This is a genomic window from Micromonospora sp. R77 (assembly GCF_022747945.1).
GTDB lineage: Bacteria > Actinomycetota > Actinomycetes > Mycobacteriales > Micromonosporaceae > Micromonospora.
The window spans coordinates 4070820-4083793 of sequence record NZ_JALDST010000001.1; the positions used below are offsets into that span (position 1 = coordinate 4070820).

General features: G+C 74.9%; 16 protein-coding genes, 1 tRNA gene and 1 pseudogene. 11 read left to right on the forward strand and 7 right to left on the reverse strand.

The window, feature by feature from the left end:
• Nucleotides 1-28: 28 nt before the first annotated feature.
• Nucleotides 29-1105, forward strand: coding sequence for an expansin EXLX1 family cellulose-binding protein (locus tag MRQ36_RS19225; RefSeq protein ID WP_242797374.1), 1077 nt, complete (start codon nucleotides 29-31; stop codon nucleotides 1103-1105).
• A 476-nt stretch (nucleotides 1106-1581) separates the two neighbouring features.
• On the opposite strand, the gene MRQ36_RS19230 is transcribed toward MRQ36_RS19225, so the two are convergent.
• The 3 genes from MRQ36_RS19230 to bcp form a co-directional block, all read right to left on the reverse strand.
• Nucleotides 1582-2112 (reverse strand): GNAT family N-acetyltransferase, encoded by a 531-nt coding sequence (locus MRQ36_RS19230; RefSeq protein ID WP_242797376.1) that lies wholly within the window; start codon nucleotides 2110-2112, stop codon nucleotides 1582-1584.
• 62 nt (nucleotides 2113-2174) lie between these two features.
• A tRNA-Leu gene (locus MRQ36_RS19235) sits at nucleotides 2175-2261 on the reverse strand.
• Between the two features lie 53 nt (nucleotides 2262-2314).
• Nucleotides 2315-2785, reverse strand: a complete 471-nt coding sequence (bcp, locus tag MRQ36_RS19240; RefSeq protein ID WP_242797378.1) for a thioredoxin-dependent thiol peroxidase — start codon at nucleotides 2783-2785, stop codon at nucleotides 2315-2317.
• Between the two features lie 161 nt (nucleotides 2786-2946).
• Here bcp and MRQ36_RS19245 point away from each other — a divergent pair, with 161 nt between their 5' ends.
• From MRQ36_RS19245 to MRQ36_RS19265, 5 genes and pseudogenes are all read left to right on the forward strand, one after another.
• On the forward strand, nucleotides 2947-3666 hold the full coding sequence (locus tag MRQ36_RS19245) for an energy-coupling factor ABC transporter permease (protein ID WP_242797381.1): 720 nt from the start codon (nucleotides 2947-2949) through the stop codon (nucleotides 3664-3666).
• Nucleotides 3663-4022: pseudogene (locus MRQ36_RS19250) on the forward strand (PDGLE domain-containing protein); the annotation flags it as partial. The gene MRQ36_RS19245 and the pseudogene MRQ36_RS19250, both read left to right, overlap by 4 nt.
• 149 nt (nucleotides 4023-4171) lie before the next feature.
• Complete coding sequence (gene cbiQ, locus MRQ36_RS19255) at nucleotides 4172-4942, forward strand: cobalt ECF transporter T component CbiQ (protein WP_242797384.1); 771 nt, start codon at nucleotides 4172-4174, stop codon at nucleotides 4940-4942.
• Nucleotides 4939-5712 carry an energy-coupling factor ABC transporter ATP-binding protein gene (locus MRQ36_RS19260; RefSeq protein ID WP_242797386.1) on the forward strand — a complete coding sequence of 258 codons (774 nt, stop codon included), beginning with the start codon at nucleotides 4939-4941 and terminating at the stop codon, nucleotides 5710-5712. The genes cbiQ and MRQ36_RS19260 overlap by 4 nt, the downstream gene beginning before the upstream one ends.
• A gap of 67 nt (nucleotides 5713-5779) precedes the next feature.
• Nucleotides 5780-6583, forward strand: coding sequence for a hypothetical protein (locus MRQ36_RS19265; protein ID WP_242797389.1), 804 nt, complete (start codon nucleotides 5780-5782; stop codon nucleotides 6581-6583).
• Between the two features lie 103 nt (nucleotides 6584-6686).
• On the opposite strand, the gene MRQ36_RS33375 is transcribed toward MRQ36_RS19265, so the two are convergent.
• Genes MRQ36_RS33375 through MRQ36_RS19280 form a run of 4 tightly spaced genes read right to left on the reverse strand, consistent with a single transcriptional unit; the run spans nucleotide 6687 to nucleotide 8664 of the window.
• Nucleotides 6687-6818 carry a hypothetical protein gene (locus MRQ36_RS33375; protein ID WP_278187550.1) on the reverse strand — a complete coding sequence of 44 codons (132 nt, stop codon included), beginning with the start codon at nucleotides 6816-6818 and terminating at the stop codon, nucleotides 6687-6689.
• On the reverse strand, nucleotides 6815-7537 hold the full coding sequence (locus tag MRQ36_RS19270) for a thioredoxin domain-containing protein (RefSeq protein WP_242797392.1): 723 nt from the start codon (nucleotides 7535-7537) through the stop codon (nucleotides 6815-6817). The genes MRQ36_RS33375 and MRQ36_RS19270 overlap by 4 nt, the downstream gene beginning before the upstream one ends.
• Entirely contained in the window at nucleotides 7530-8048 is a 519-nt protein-coding gene (locus MRQ36_RS19275; protein WP_242797395.1) for a MauE/DoxX family redox-associated membrane protein, read from the reverse strand. Before MRQ36_RS19275 ends, MRQ36_RS19270 begins: the two co-directional genes overlap by 8 nt.
• 31 nt (nucleotides 8049-8079) lie before the next feature.
• The gene (locus MRQ36_RS19280; RefSeq protein WP_242797397.1) at nucleotides 8080-8664 is read right to left on the reverse strand and encodes a sigma-70 family RNA polymerase sigma factor; all 585 of its coding nucleotides are present in this window, start codon (nucleotides 8662-8664) and stop codon (nucleotides 8080-8082) included.
• Between the two features lie 107 nt (nucleotides 8665-8771).
• Here MRQ36_RS19280 and MRQ36_RS19285 point away from each other — a divergent pair, with 107 nt between their 5' ends.
• From MRQ36_RS19285 to MRQ36_RS19305, 5 genes are all read left to right on the forward strand, one after another.
• A complete protein-coding gene (locus MRQ36_RS19285) occupies nucleotides 8772-9416 on the forward strand; it encodes a zf-HC2 domain-containing protein (RefSeq protein WP_242797400.1) in 645 nt (214 codons plus the stop codon).
• 35 nt (nucleotides 9417-9451) lie between these two features.
• Nucleotides 9452-11131: a copper resistance CopC/CopD family protein gene (locus MRQ36_RS19290; RefSeq protein ID WP_374250425.1), complete on the forward strand. Its 1680-nt coding sequence runs from the start codon at nucleotides 9452-9454 to the stop codon at nucleotides 11129-11131.
• 18 nt (nucleotides 11132-11149) lie between these two features.
• A complete protein-coding gene (locus tag MRQ36_RS19295) occupies nucleotides 11150-11860 on the forward strand; it encodes a YcnI family protein (protein WP_242797405.1) in 711 nt (236 codons plus the stop codon).
• Between the two features lie 181 nt (nucleotides 11861-12041).
• On the forward strand, nucleotides 12042-12506 hold the full coding sequence (locus MRQ36_RS19300; protein WP_242797409.1) for a hypothetical protein: 465 nt from the start codon (nucleotides 12042-12044) through the stop codon (nucleotides 12504-12506).
• 11 nt (nucleotides 12507-12517) lie between these two features.
• Nucleotides 12518-12961: a hypothetical protein gene (locus MRQ36_RS19305; protein WP_242797412.1), complete on the forward strand. Its 444-nt coding sequence runs from the start codon at nucleotides 12518-12520 to the stop codon at nucleotides 12959-12961.
• Nucleotides 12962-12974 lie beyond the last annotated feature (13 nt).

The following is a 12974-nucleotide window of genomic DNA, read 5'->3' on the forward strand; positions in this document are numbered from 1 at the left end:
CCGCCCCGGTCCGGCACGATCGACCGTCGTGACCGACGGTAGCGCTCCCAGCGGCCCGCTCCCCACTCCGCCCGGCTCCGGCCCGCCGGAGCGTTCCCGGCCGGGTCGACGGCGGGCCGGCACCCGCCGTGGCCGCTGGCTGACCGGTGGCGGGCTGGCGGCGCTGGCCGCGCTCACCGGCCTGGTCCTCGCCGTCCGCACCGGCGCCGAACCCGCCTGCGCGGCTCCCCCGGCCCTCGGTGCGCCGATCGCCGCCCCCGCCCTGGCCGCTGCCCCCGTCCTGGCGGCGCCGCCGCTCGGTGGCACCGTCCACCGGGGAAAGGCGACCTTCTACGACTCGAAGGGCGCCGGCGGCAACTGCTCCCGCCCCGCCGCGCCCGCCAACCGGCTGTATGTCGCGCTGGGCCCCGGTGAGTACGCCGCCGGTGCCGCCTGCGGCGGTTTCCTCGACGTCACCGGCCCGAAGGGCACCGTGCGGGTCCTCGTCATGGACCAGTGCCCGGAGTGCGAACCCGGCCACCTTGACCTGTCGGCGGAGGCGTTCGCCCGCATCGCCGACCCGGTCCAGGGCGTCGTCCCGGTCAGCTACCGGGCCGTGGTGAACCCGCTGCTGCCCGGACCGCTCACCTTCCGGATGAAGGAGGGCTCGTCCCAGTGGTGGTTCGCCGTACTGGTCGGGGACCACGGCAACCCGCTGCGCTCCGTCGAGGTGCGCCAGGGCGGGAACTGGCGCACCGCCGCCCGGCAGGACTACAACTACTGGCTGATCGACTCCGGCGCCGGCCCGGGCCCGTACGCGATCCGGGTCACCGACGCCTACGGCCACCGGGTGACGGCCACCGGCATCCGGATGGCCCCCGGACAGGTCCAGCGCAGCACCGTGCGGATGTACGGCAGCGCCGCCCCGGCCGTCTCCCGGTCGGTGCCGTCCGCCCGGTCGGTGGCGCCCGCACGCTCCCCGTCGGCATCCGCCAGCGCCTCCCCATCCGCCCGCCCGAGTACCCCGGCCAGCCCACCGTCCACCTCGACCGACCCCGATCGGGCCGTCGACGCCGCAGCCGTGCCCTCGCTGCCCGGCCTGGCGCGTGCCGGCTGCGGCGAGTGAGTTCCGGTGCCGTCTCTGGGGCTGACCACGAGGGACCCGGGAGCGCGCTGAGCACACTACGAGTCTGATTACATCAATGAATCACCCACGGTGGGCGTATGTGCCCTGGTTCCGATCCTCGGCTGCGTCCGGTTCCGAGGTCTGGGCGACCGCACCCGCGATTCATCTATGACATCAAACTCGTAGCGTCTCGACAGCGGGCACCTCGGCGTCTGGACGCCGCCGTCACGCGGCTCGCCGCGTCGCTCGGGTCTCCCTCGCCGTCTACGGGTGCCGTCGCTGTCCGCCTTGATGCGTCTGTGGCCAGACCGCCGGTCCGTTGTCGCCCTGCCCAGTCGGCCCCCGCCCCGCCCGCTGCGTCCGCCCGCACACGGCGCGCCCACCCCGGCGGGCTACCCGCCCACCCGCTCGGTTCGGTCGGGGCGGGGGCCGCTCCGGAGGAGACGGTCGGCTGGTGACGGGCGGTTCCAGGGGCGTCAGGCGGGTGGCGTGCTCAGGTCGAGCCACATGAAGATCTCGTCCCGGTCGTCACCGGGGGCGACCCGCAGCGCACCCGGCAGCCGACCCACCTCGCGGTAGCCCAGCCGTTCGTAGAACGACTCCAGGCCCAGTCCGCTGCGGACGGTCACGTGCAGCGCCGCCAGGCCCAGTTCACCCGCGATCCGCTCGGCCTCGCGCATCAGCGTGGCGCCGTGGCCGTGCCCCTGGGTGTCCGGGTGCACCATGACGCGCTTGAGCACCCGGTAGTGCGACTTCAGCCGGAACCGGTTGTCCGTGATGATCAGGACAGCCACGGGTCGATCGTCGGCGTAGCCGACCAGCAGCCGGTCGGGCCCGTCCGCGATCTCGGCAAAGGTGGCCTCGGCGACCGGTCGTACCTCGGCTGCCGTCACGGGGGCGACGAAGCCGACCGCGCCGCCGGCGTTGGTGACGTCCACCCAGAGCGCGATGATTCGTTCGCGCAGGTCGGTGGTGAGTTCGGGGTCGAGGACGAAACGCAGGCTCACGACCCCATCCTCGGCGAACGGGCCGGCCGGTGCCGGGACCCGTGATCCTCGTGACAGGCCGTTGGTGCGGGAGAGGGGAGTCGAACCCCCACGTCCTTTCGGACAATAGGACCTAAACCTATCGCGCCTGCCTATTACGCCACTCCCGCGGACCCGCTGAGTCTAGAACGTGGCCGCCACGGTGTGGGGAGCCCGGCCTCGCTCAGTCCAGGCCGAGGTCGCGGCGCAGCTTGGCGACGTGACCGGTGGCCCGGACGTTGTAGAACGCGTGCTCGATCTTGCCGTCCGGGTCGATGACGAAGGTGGAGCGGATCACCCCGGTGACCGTCCTGCCATACATCTGCTTCTCGCCGTAGGCGCCGTAGGCGGTGAGCACCGCCTTGTCGGCGTCCGCGACCAGCGGGAAGGTGATCGCGTCGCGCTCGCGGAACTTGGCGAGCTTCGCCGGCTTGTCCGGAGAGACGCCGACGACCTCGTAGCCCGCGGCCTGGAGGGAGGCGAGCGAGTCGCGGAAGTCGCACGCCTGCTTGGTGCAGCCGGGCGTCATGGCGGCCGGGTAGGCGTAGAGGATGACCCGGCGGCCCCGCAGGTCGGCCAGGGAGAGCGTGCCACCGTCGTCGGTGGGGAGGGTGAACTCCGGCGCGGCGTCGCCGGGGTTGAGGCGGTCGGTCATGGCGCAGACGATACCGCCGCCGTACGGGTCGGCGGCGCCGCCGACGCGCCACCGGTCGTGATCATTACCATGGCTTGTTGCAATAGATTGGCAACAACGGTTGGTCGCAAATAAGCTGAGCCGGCAGGCGTGGACCCACCCGCCGCGCCCCGGGAGGCCACATGAGAACCCTGGCGATGCACATCTCGAACGGGATCATCGACGGCCCCGTCGCCGCGGTCTTCGCCGCCTTCGCGCTCGCCGCGCTCACCCTCTGCGTGCTGCGCGGCCGCCGCGACCTGGACGACCGGCTCGCCCCGATGGCCGGCCTGGTGGCCGCGTTCATCTTCGCGGTGCAGATGCTCAACTTCCCGATCTTCACCGCCGGCGTCAGCGGCCACCTGCTCGGTGGGGCGCTCGCCGCGATGCTGGTCGGCCCCTGGGTCGGCGCGCTCTGCGTGGCCGTGGTCCTCGTCGTGCAGGCGCTGGTCTTCGGCGACGGCGGGGTGGCCATGCTCGGCCTCAACATCACCAACATGGCGCTGCTCGGCACCGCCGCCGCGTACCTGCTGATCGCGGTGCTGCTGCGGGTGCTGCCGCGCACCCGGGCCGGGCTGGCGGTCACCGCGTTCGTCTCCGCCCTGGTCAGCGTCGTCGTCGCCAGCCAGGGTTTCGTCCTGGAGTACTGGCTCGGCGGCACCACCGACCTCGGCGGCAACCTGGCCGGCCTGGCCGGCACGATGGCCGGCGTGCACCTGCTCATCGGCATCGGCGAGGGCCTGATCACCGCCACCACGGTGCTCACCGTCGCCAAGGTCCGTCCCGACCTGGTGTACGCGCTGCGCGCCCGCCGCCCGGTCGCGCCGGCCGCCGCCGTCCCGGTCGCCGGAGGGGTCCGATGAGAAAGCGTTCCCGAGGGTTCCTCGTCGGCGGCCTGCTCGTCGCGCTGCTGCTCGCCGGCGTGGTCAGCAACTACGCCTCGTCGCACCCGGACGGGCTCGACTCCTCCCTGCTCAAGGGCTGCACCGTCGACGCACAGGGGGAGATCACCGGCGGCAGCTGCCCCGCGCAGCAGGCGAAGCACCACGAGCTCTCCGACAGCCCGCTGGCCGACTACGGCATCCGGGGCATCGACAACCGGTTCCTCTCCACCGGCCTCTCCGGTGTGCTCGGCGTGCTGCTCACCTTCGCCCTCGGCGGCGGCCTCTTCTGGCTGGCCCGCCGCCGCGGCACCCCCGCCGCCGAGGACGGGCCCGCACGGGGCGACCGCGCCGCCGGGGACGACCGTGCCGCCGAGGGTGGGGACGCCGCCCGGGACGACGACCGCGCGTCCGCCGCCGTGGCGGCCGCGCCTCCGCCGGCGCGGACGGCCGCACCGGCCCGACCGGCTGACGGGGGTACGCCACGATGGGTGCCGGACACGCGCACGTCCTCTACCGGGAGTCCAGCTCGCCGGTCCACCGCCTCCCGCCCGAGGTCAAGATCGCCGCGATGGTGGTCTTCACCGTCGCCGTGGTCGCCACGCCGCGGGAGGCGTACTGGGCCTTCGGCGGGTACGCCCTGCTGGTCGCCGTCGTGGCCGCGCTGGCCCGGGTCGGTCCCGGTTGGCTGCTCGGCCGGGCCCTGATCGAGTTGCCGTTCGTGCTCTTCGCGTTCGCGCTGCCGTTCCTCGGGGCGGGGGAGCGGGTCGAGGTGGCCGGGCTGCACCTCTCCGTCGACGGGCTGCTCGGCGGCTGGAACATCCTCGCCAAGGGCACGCTCGGCGTACTCGCGTCGCTCCTGCTGGCCGCGACCACCACGACCCGGGACCTGATCGTCGGCCTGGACCGGCTGCGCTGCCCGCAGGTCCTCACCCAGATCGCCACCTTCATGCTGCGTTACCTGGAGGTGCTGGTCGGCGAGGCCCGGCGGATGCGGGTGGCCCGGGTGTCCCGGGGCGACGACCCCCGGTTCCTGTGGCAGCTGCGCGGCTTCGCCGCCGGGGTGGGTTCGCTCTTCCTGCGCGCGTTCGAGCGGGGCGAGCGGGTCTATCTGGCGATGGTGTCCCGGGGCTACTCGGGGCGGATGCCGGCGGTGTGGCAGGGCGCGGGCGCGGCCACCGCCGGACAGTGGGCGACCGCGGCGACCGTGCCGCTGCTGGCCGCCACCATCGCCGCCACCGCCGTCGTGCTGACATGATCGGATCCGTGCAGAACCCTCCCTCCCTGGACGTGCGCGGCGTCCGGTACGCGTACCCGGACGGTCACGTCGCCCTGCACGGGGTGGACCTGACCGTGCCGCGCGGCGAGCGGGTGGCGCTGCTCGGGCCGAACGGCGCCGGCAAGACCACGCTGGTGCTGCACCTCAACGGCATCCTCACCGCCACCGAGGGCACGGTCACCGTCGGTGGCCTGCCGGTCAGTCGGGACCGGGCGACCCTCGCCGAGATCCGCCGCCGGGTCGGCATCGTCTTCCAGGACCCCGACGACCAGCTCTTCCTGCCCACCGTCGCCGAGGACGTGGCGTTCGGCCCGGCCAACCTGGGGCTGCGCGGCGCGGAGCTGACCGCCCGGGTGGACGAGGCCCTCGCCGCCGTGGGCATGACCGAGCACCGGGACCGCGCCCCGCACCACCTCTCCTTCGGGCAGCGCCGCCGGGTGGCGGTGGCCACCGTGCTCGCCATGCACCCGGAGATCCTGGTGCTGGACGAGCCCTCGTCCAACCTGGACCCGGCGGCCCGGCGGGAGCTGGCGGAGATCCTGCGTGGCCTGCCGGTGACCCTGCTGATGGTCACCCACGACCTGCCGTACGCGGCGGAGCTGTGCGACCGGTCGGTGATCCTCGACGCGGGCCGGATCGTCGCGGACGCCCCGACCGTGGAGATCCTCACCGACCCGGCCCTGCTGGCCGCGCACCGGCTGGAACTGCCGTACGGCTTCGACCCCCGCGCGGTCGCCCGCTCTGCCTGACGGCCCCGACGGCTCAGCGGGGCGTCGGCACCGGCCGCGCCGGGCGCGGTGCGCTGCGGGCGGCGGCGTGCAGGCGCAGCACCCCGGCGGCGACCGCGCCGGTCCGGTGGCCAGCACCAGGGTCACCAGGATCCGGGCGGTGGTGGGCGGCCACGCCACCGGCACCACCGACCGGGACAGCACGGCGACGTTGGCGAAACCGCCGAAGGTCGCCAGGCAGGCGCCGGCCAGGGCGAGCGCGAAGTCGGCGGCCTCCCGGCGGGCCAGTGCGTACCCGCCGGCGGCGATCGCGCCGAGCCCGGTGAGCAGCGCCCACACCTGGCCGCCGACCAGCCCGACCAGCACCCCGCCGAGCCCGTCCGCGCCGGCGTCCAGTTCCCGGCCGACGGTGAACGCCACGGCGGCCGCCCCGCCGACGGCGAGCAGCCCGCCCACCGCGCGCAGGGCCCGGGTGCCGACCACCGTGCCGGCGTGGGCCAGCCCGGCCGCCCCGAGCACCAGGAAGCCGAAGGCGGCGGCCACCCACCACGGGTACGCGTCCGGCGGCGGCACCCAGTCCAGGGTGCCCCGGACCTCCACGGTCCGGGTATCGACCCGGACCGGCACCACCCAGTCGCGGATCCGCTGTTCCCGGCCGGGGTCGGCGCTCACTCCGGCCGGCGGGGACGCCTCCAGCCAGCGGGTCCGCTGGTCGTGCCAGCGCACCGAGCGGCCCTGGTCGATCCGCTGCCAGACCGGGGCGGCGGCCGGGTTGGCCTCGGGCGGGAGACTGCTGTCGCCGGCCAGCGTCCGGTTGAGGTACGTGGCCGGGGAGCGGCTGTTCTCGTACACCCCGCCGGGTCCGACCCGCAGGTACGGCTCGCCGGAGTAGCCGAGCACCTCGACGTCCCGCCCGGTCCGGTTGGTCAGCTCCAGCCGCGCGCCGGCCTCGACGACCCGCACGGTCAGCCCGGGCAGGGCGGGGCTGAGCCCGGTCAGCGCGACCCGGTAGTCGGTGCCGTCGGGGCGTCCGCGCCGTGCGCGGCGGCCGGCGTGGCCAGCGCGAGCAGGGCGGCGAGCGCGGCGGTGACGACCAGTGCCGCCCGGCGCAGCGGTACGGGGATCACTTGCCGGCCGCCTCCACGGCCGCCGTGACGCCCGCGGGGCTGCGGTCCTCGACGTCCTTGCCGTTGACCTTGATGGTGGGGGTGCCGGTGACGCCGGCCTTGCTCGCGTCGTCGGTGACGTGCTCGGTCCACCCCTTGTACGTGCCGTCCTTGACGCATGCGCCGAAGTCGTCCTTGTTCAGCCCGACGCCGGCCCCGATGTCGATCAGCTCGTCGTTGCTCAGCCCCGCGCTGCCCTCCGCCGGCTGCTTCGCGAAGAGCGCGTCGGTGAACTCCGTGAACTTGCCGCCCTTGGCGGCGCAGCCGGAGGCGGCCGACGCCCGGGTGGAGTATTCGGTGGTGGAGAAGCGGTTCAGGTAGGCGACCGGGTGGAAGACCACCTTCGCCTTGCCGGCGGCGACCAGCTGCTTGATCGTCGGGCCGGTGGTCTGCTGGAACTGCCGGCAGGCCGGGCAGAGGTAGTCCTCGTACAGGTCGATGGTGACCGGGGCGTCGCCGTTGCCGACCACGATGCCGGTGCCGGGGTCGTTGGCGCCGGGCGGGGCGGTCCAGCTGTCGGACTTCTGGCTGCGCAGGACCGACCAGCCGATCAGCCCGGCGATCACCAGCACGGCCACCGCCGCGACGGACGTCCACAGGGCCCGCTTGCGCCGCTTCTCGCGGGCGATCTGCTCGCGGACCACCCGCGCCGCGTCCCGTTGCCCCTTGCGACTACTCATCCTCGTCCTCCACGGGTGGTTCGCCCGTCAACCAGCCGTCCACCGAGAACGGGGTGCGGGGCCAGATCAGCAGAAATCCGGCGAGCGCCAGGAAACCCAGGTCCCGGAGGATCTCCGGGAGATAGCTCGGGGCCTGCCCGGCGGCGAGCTGCCCGCCGCTGCCGAAGCAGCCGCAGTCGATGGCCAGGCCGCGGCTCCAGGCCGAGGCGATGCCGGTGACGAAGACCACCAGCAGCGCCGCGGAGACCCCGGCGGCCAGCCGGGTGGCCAGCCCGAGGAGCAGGAGTACGCCGAGCGCCAGCTCCACGAAGGGCAGCGCGGCACCGATCGCGGTGGCCACCTCGTACGGCAGGATCCGGTAGGCGTTGACGGCCCGGCCGGAGCCGGCCAGGTCACCGACCTTGGCGCCGCCGGCGATCAGCCAGACGGTGGCCAGCCCGAGTCGGGCGGCGGTGCCGAGCCAGGGCCGTACGGCGGGCCAGCGGCGGGTGCTCGGTGCGGTCACGGTCATTGGTCGTCCTGTTTCCGAGGAAAGTTCCGCATCAGCCGGCGATCGCATCGCCGACCGCCTCGACCAGGTCGCAGCGCGCCCGGGCGACCCGGGAGCGGATGGTGCCCACCGGCACCCCCTCCACCGCAGCGGTCTCCGCGTACGACAGGCCGAGCAGTTGGGTGAGGACGAACGCGGCCCGCCGGTCGGCCGGGAGCCGGCGGACCAGGTCGGCGGCGCCCAGGTGCCCGGCCGGGTCTGGGTGCGGCCGGTCGGTCCAGGCGTGCGCGGCGAGCCGTTCGTCGAGTCGCCGGCGGCGGACCACCGTACGCAGGTGGTCGGCGCAGGCCCGGCGGGCGATGCCGAGCAGCCAGGTCCGGGCGCTGGAGCGGCCCTCGAACGACGGCAGCGACCGGAACGCCCGCAGGTAGGTGTCCTGGGTGAGGTCGTCGGCGCTCTCCGGGTCGACCAGCGCCGCGGCGAACCGCCACACCTCGGCCTGGGTGGCCCGGACGAAGGCGGCCTGGGCGACCGGGTCCCCGTCCCGGGCGGCCAACGCCCAGCGGGTCGCCGACTCCCGCGCAGCCTCGCCCACCGGGTCCGTGGCGGCGGCGGTGTCGCGCGGGGCGGGGATCACGACAGCCAAGGTTACGCGGCGGCCATCCACCGCACAGGGTCCTTCGGCCCGTTGATGGTCCGCGCCACGTCGGGAACTTTTCCGGCCCTGCGCTCGACTACCCCCTCATGACATGCGACGACGTACGCGCGGCGCTGTCGGCGCGGCTCGACGGGGAGGACCCCGGGGTGTCGTCGACGGCACTGGACACGCACACCGACACCTGCCCCGGCTGCCGCTCCTGGCTGGCGCGCGCCGAGCGGGTGACCCGGCTCACCCGGTTGCAGGCGGTGGCCGTACCCGACCTGACCGCGCCGGTGCTGGCCGCGGTCGCCGCCGAGCAGGGCGCGGCCCGACAGGCCGCGACGGCGACCGCCCGGGCCCGGCGGCAGGTGCTGCGGGTCGCCGTGGCGGTGGCCGCGGTCGCCCAGCTCGCCGTGGCGCTGCCGATCCTGCTGGCCGGGCTGGGTGTCGACGCGGACCCGCACACCAGCCGCGAGATGGCCTCGTTCGACGCGGCGCTGGCCGTCGGGTTCGCGCTGGCCGCCTGGCGGCCGGAGCGGGCCCGGGCCTTCCTGCCGGTGGCGCTGGTGCTGGCGGTCTGCCTGGCCGGCACCAGCGCGGTGGACATCGCCAACTCGACCACCGCCATGGTGCACGAGGTCGGTCACCTGGCAGCCGTGGTGCAGGCCGGGCTGCTCTGGGCGTTGGGCCGGACGAGCGGCGACCCGGACCGTCGGCTGCCCGTCGTGCTCGCGGCGGGACGCGGGTGACTCCGGGTGGTCGTCGGCACGCCCGGTCGGCGAGCATGGCGGGCATGACTGCTGCCGTATCCCGCCGGCACGACCGTCGATGGCTCGCCCGGGTGGGCGCCGCCGCCGGTCTGCTGCTCACCGTCGTCGCCCTGCTGCTCGCCCCGGCCACCCCGGCCAGCGCCCATGCCGTGCTGGTCAGCAGCAGCCCGGCGGCCTCGGCGGTGGTGCCGAGCGGGCCCGCCGAGGTGGTGCTGACCTTCAGCGAGGGGGTCCGCAAGGTGCCCGGCAAGGTCCGGGTGATCGCCCCGGACGGCTCCCGCGCGGACCGGGGCGAGCCGTCGTTCCGGGGTGCGGTGGTGACCATCCCGGTGGACCCGGCCGGCGCCCGCGGCACCTACCTGGTCAGCTACCGGGTGATCTCCGCCGACAGCCACCCGGTCTCCGGCGCGTTCACCTACTCGGTGGGTGCCCCGTCGCCGCCCCCGGCCGACTCCGGCAGCGACAACCGCGCCGACCCGGTGGTGGGCAACGCGGTCAAGGTGGCGAAATACCTCGGCTACGCCGGCCTGCTGCTGCTGGTCGGCCCGGCGCTGGTGCTCGCCGCGCTCTGGCCCCGGCGGCTGTCCCGCCGGGGACCGGCCCGGCTGGCCTGGGCCGGGCTGGGGCTGCTGACCGTGGCCACCGTCGCCGACCTGTGGTTGCAGGTGCCGTACACCGCCGGGGGCGGGCTCTTCGACGTGACCGGCGCCGGCCTCGGTGACGTGCTGGGCAGCACCTTCGGCACCGCGCACCTGGTCCGGCTGGGGCTGCTGGCGGCGGCGGCGTTCCTGCTCCGGCCGCTCTTCGCCGGCCCGGTCGGCCGCACCGACGGGATCATCCTGGCCATCCTCGGCGGGGCCGCGCTCTTCACCTGGCCGCTGGCCGGGCACCCGGCCGCCTCGCCCGCGCCGGCGGTCTCCGTGCTGGTGGACGCGGTGCACCTGGGCAGCATGGCGGTCTGGCTGGGCGGCCTGGTGATGCTCGCCGGGTTCCTGCTGCCCCGGGCCGACGAGCGGGAACTGGGGGCGATCCTGCCGATCTGGTCCCGCTGGGCGGCGCTCGCCGTCGCCGCGCTGCTGCTCGCCGGCACCGTGCAAGGGCTGATCGAGGTGGCCACCCCGAAGGCCCTGGTCGACACCACGTACGGGCGGCTGCTGCTTGCCAAGATCGTGCTCTTCGCGGCGGTGATCGGGGTGGCCGCGTACTCCCGGGCGCTGGTGCGGCGGCGGACCGCGCAGGGGCGTCCCGACCGGATGCGGCGGGCGGTCTGGGTGGAGCTGGCGATCACCGCGGTGGTGCTGGGCGTCTCGGCGACCCTGGTGCAGACCACCCCGGCCCGCACCGCCGAAACCGGTGCGGCCGGTACGCCCGCCGGCTACTTCTCCACCACGCTCGCCAGCCCGGTCGCCTCGATCCAGGTGGAGCTGGACCCGGCCGCGAAGGGCAACAACTCCGTACACCTCTACGCGTACACCAAGGACAACCGGCCGCAGCCGGTGCAGGAGTGGAAGGGGACCGCCGCCCTCCCGTCGGCCGGGATCGAGCCGATCACGATCCCGCTGCTGCCGTTGACCGACAACCACGCCACCGGGGAGATCAACCTGCCCGCCTCGGGGGAGTGGCAGTTCCGCTTCACCGTCCGGACGTCCGACATCGACCAGGCAACGGTGACCGTCACCGTGCCGATCAGTTAACGGAAGGCTCTTCGACACATGATCCGTCTCCGGCGTACCGCAACCGCCGCCGCGCTCGCGCTCACCACCGTGGCCACCGCCGTGTTCGGCCTGGCCGGGCCCGCCTCGGCGCACGTCACGGTGAACCCGAAGGAGGCGACCCAGGGCGGGTACGGCCGGTTCGCCTTCCGGGTGCCGAACGAGAGCGACCAGGCCTCGACGGTCAAGGTGGAGGTGGTGCTGCCGGAGAACGCCCCGGTCGGTTCGGTCTCCACGATGCCGGTGCCGGGCTGGACGGTGGCGGTGGAGAAGCGCAAGGTGGACCCGCCGGTCGAGGTGCACGGCAGCCAGATCACCGAGGCGGTCGCCAAGCTGACCTGGACGGCCGCCGCGAACGGCGGCGTCAAGCCGGGCGAGTTCCAGGAGTTCCCGGTCTCGATGGGGCCGCTGCCGCAGGTGGACCGGATGGTCTTCAAGGTGCTCCAGACGTACTCCGACAAGAACGTGTCCCGGTGGATCGAGGAGCCGACGCCCGGCAGCCCGGAGCCGGAGAACCCGGCGCCGGTGCTCACCCTGACCGCCGCCTCGCCCTCGGCGGCCCCGAGCGCCGCCGCCGCTGCGACCGGCGACGACTCGGCGGGTGGGGGAACGGCGTGGGGGATCGCCGGCCTGGTGGCGGGCCTGGCCGGCCTGGTCCTCGGCGGCCTGGCCCTCCTGCGCACCCGCCGGGAGCCCGCGCCGAAGGCCTGAGCGGCGTACGCGGCCGGCGGGCCCACCGGATGATCCGGTGGGCCCGCCGGCCTTTCTGCGGCGTTTCTGGCGCTTACCGTGGATATCCGATTTTTGCGTGGTTCGCGTCGGTAAGGTCGTCCGGGTAGTCGGCTACCGAGGGGGAACGACGCGAATGCGGTTCGTGCGGACGATCGCCGGAATGCTCCTGTTGACCATCGGGATTCCCGCGCTGCTGGCCGGCGGCGTCCTCTGGACGGTGGCCCGGCACGCCGACCCCGACGGCGGCTTCGGCGCCCGCGTCGAGACCGTCCGCACCCCCGGTCGCGCCGTGCTGGTGACCGACGTGGACGAGCTGCTCCGCGCCGAGGCCCCGTTCGTCCGGGCCGGGCAGGCCCGGCTCCGGATCACCGCCGGTACGCCCGACGGTCCGGCCTTCGTCGGGCTGGCCCCCACCGACCAGGTGCGGCGCTGGCTCGACCCGGTCCCGCACGCCACCGTCCGCCGGGTCGCCCTGGCCCGCGGGCCGCTCCCGGTCCGCCTCGACCAGGCCGGCCCGACCGCCGTCACCGCGCCGGCCGCCGTCCCCGGCGACCAGACCTTCTGGGTACGCGACGGGCTCGGCGCGGTGGGAGGAGCCCCGCCGACCTGGCCGGCCGGCGGCTGAGCCTGGTGGTGATGCGTCCCGACGGCGGGGCCGACCTGACCCTGGCGCTGCGGGCCGAGGTGCGGGCCGGCTGGTTCCCCGGCGTCGCCTGGGCGCTGCTGGCCGGCGGGGTGCTGCTGGTGGTGCTCGGGGTTGGCCTGTTGCTGCGTCCGGTGCGGCCCCGTGAGGTGGTCTTCGTGGTCGAACCCGATCAGGTGCCGGTGCTCGCCGGCCGGCTCGGCGTGACCTCGCTGAGCGGGCTGGGCGCGCAGCGGTCGGTCGCGACGGAGCGGCAGTTGGCCTCCGTCGGCGCCGCCCCGGCCGCCATCGGACCCGTCCCCGCCCGGCGTCCCGCGACCCTGGCCGACCTGCCCGACGCCTGGTCCTGGCCGCCGCAGGCGATGGAACGCACCATCGGCCCGCTGCCGGTGGACGGCGCGGGCCGGACCGCCGGCGACGGGGAGGCGGCCGACTGAGGGGGCCGGAACG

What these genes read in the sequence shown, in the direction of transcription:
- MRQ36_RS19270 (WP_242797392.1), bottom strand. Translation starts at nt 7,537, where the DNA reads ATGAGTAGTCGCAAGGGGCAACGGGACGCGGCGCGGGTGGTCCGCGAG.
- MRQ36_RS19300 (WP_242797409.1), top strand. Translation starts at nt 12,042, where the DNA reads ATGCTCCTGTTGACCATCGGGATTCCCGCGCTGCTGGCCGGCGGCGTC.
- MRQ36_RS19290 (WP_374250425.1), top strand. Translation starts at nt 9,452, where the DNA reads ATGGCGGGCATGACTGCTGCCGTATCCCGCCGGCACGACCGTCGATGG.
- MRQ36_RS19285 (WP_242797400.1), top strand. Translation starts at nt 8,772, where the DNA reads ATGACATGCGACGACGTACGCGCGGCGCTGTCGGCGCGGCTCGACGGG.
- MRQ36_RS19295 (WP_242797405.1), top strand. Translation starts at nt 11,150, where the DNA reads ATGATCCGTCTCCGGCGTACCGCAACCGCCGCCGCGCTCGCGCTCACC.
- MRQ36_RS19245 (WP_242797381.1), top strand. Translation starts at nt 2,947, where the DNA reads ATGAGAACCCTGGCGATGCACATCTCGAACGGGATCATCGACGGCCCC.
- MRQ36_RS19275 (WP_242797395.1), bottom strand. Translation starts at nt 8,048, where the DNA reads ATGACCGTGACCGCACCGAGCACCCGCCGCTGGCCCGCCGTACGGCCC.
- cbiQ (WP_242797384.1), top strand. Translation starts at nt 4,172, where the DNA reads ATGGGTGCCGGACACGCGCACGTCCTCTACCGGGAGTCCAGCTCGCCG.
- MRQ36_RS19260 (WP_242797386.1), top strand. Translation starts at nt 4,939, where the DNA reads ATGATCGGATCCGTGCAGAACCCTCCCTCCCTGGACGTGCGCGGCGTC.
- bcp (WP_242797378.1), bottom strand. Translation starts at nt 2,785, where the DNA reads ATGACCGACCGCCTCAACCCCGGCGACGCCGCGCCGGAGTTCACCCTC.
- MRQ36_RS19305 (WP_242797412.1), top strand. Translation starts at nt 12,518, where the DNA reads ATGCGTCCCGACGGCGGGGCCGACCTGACCCTGGCGCTGCGGGCCGAG.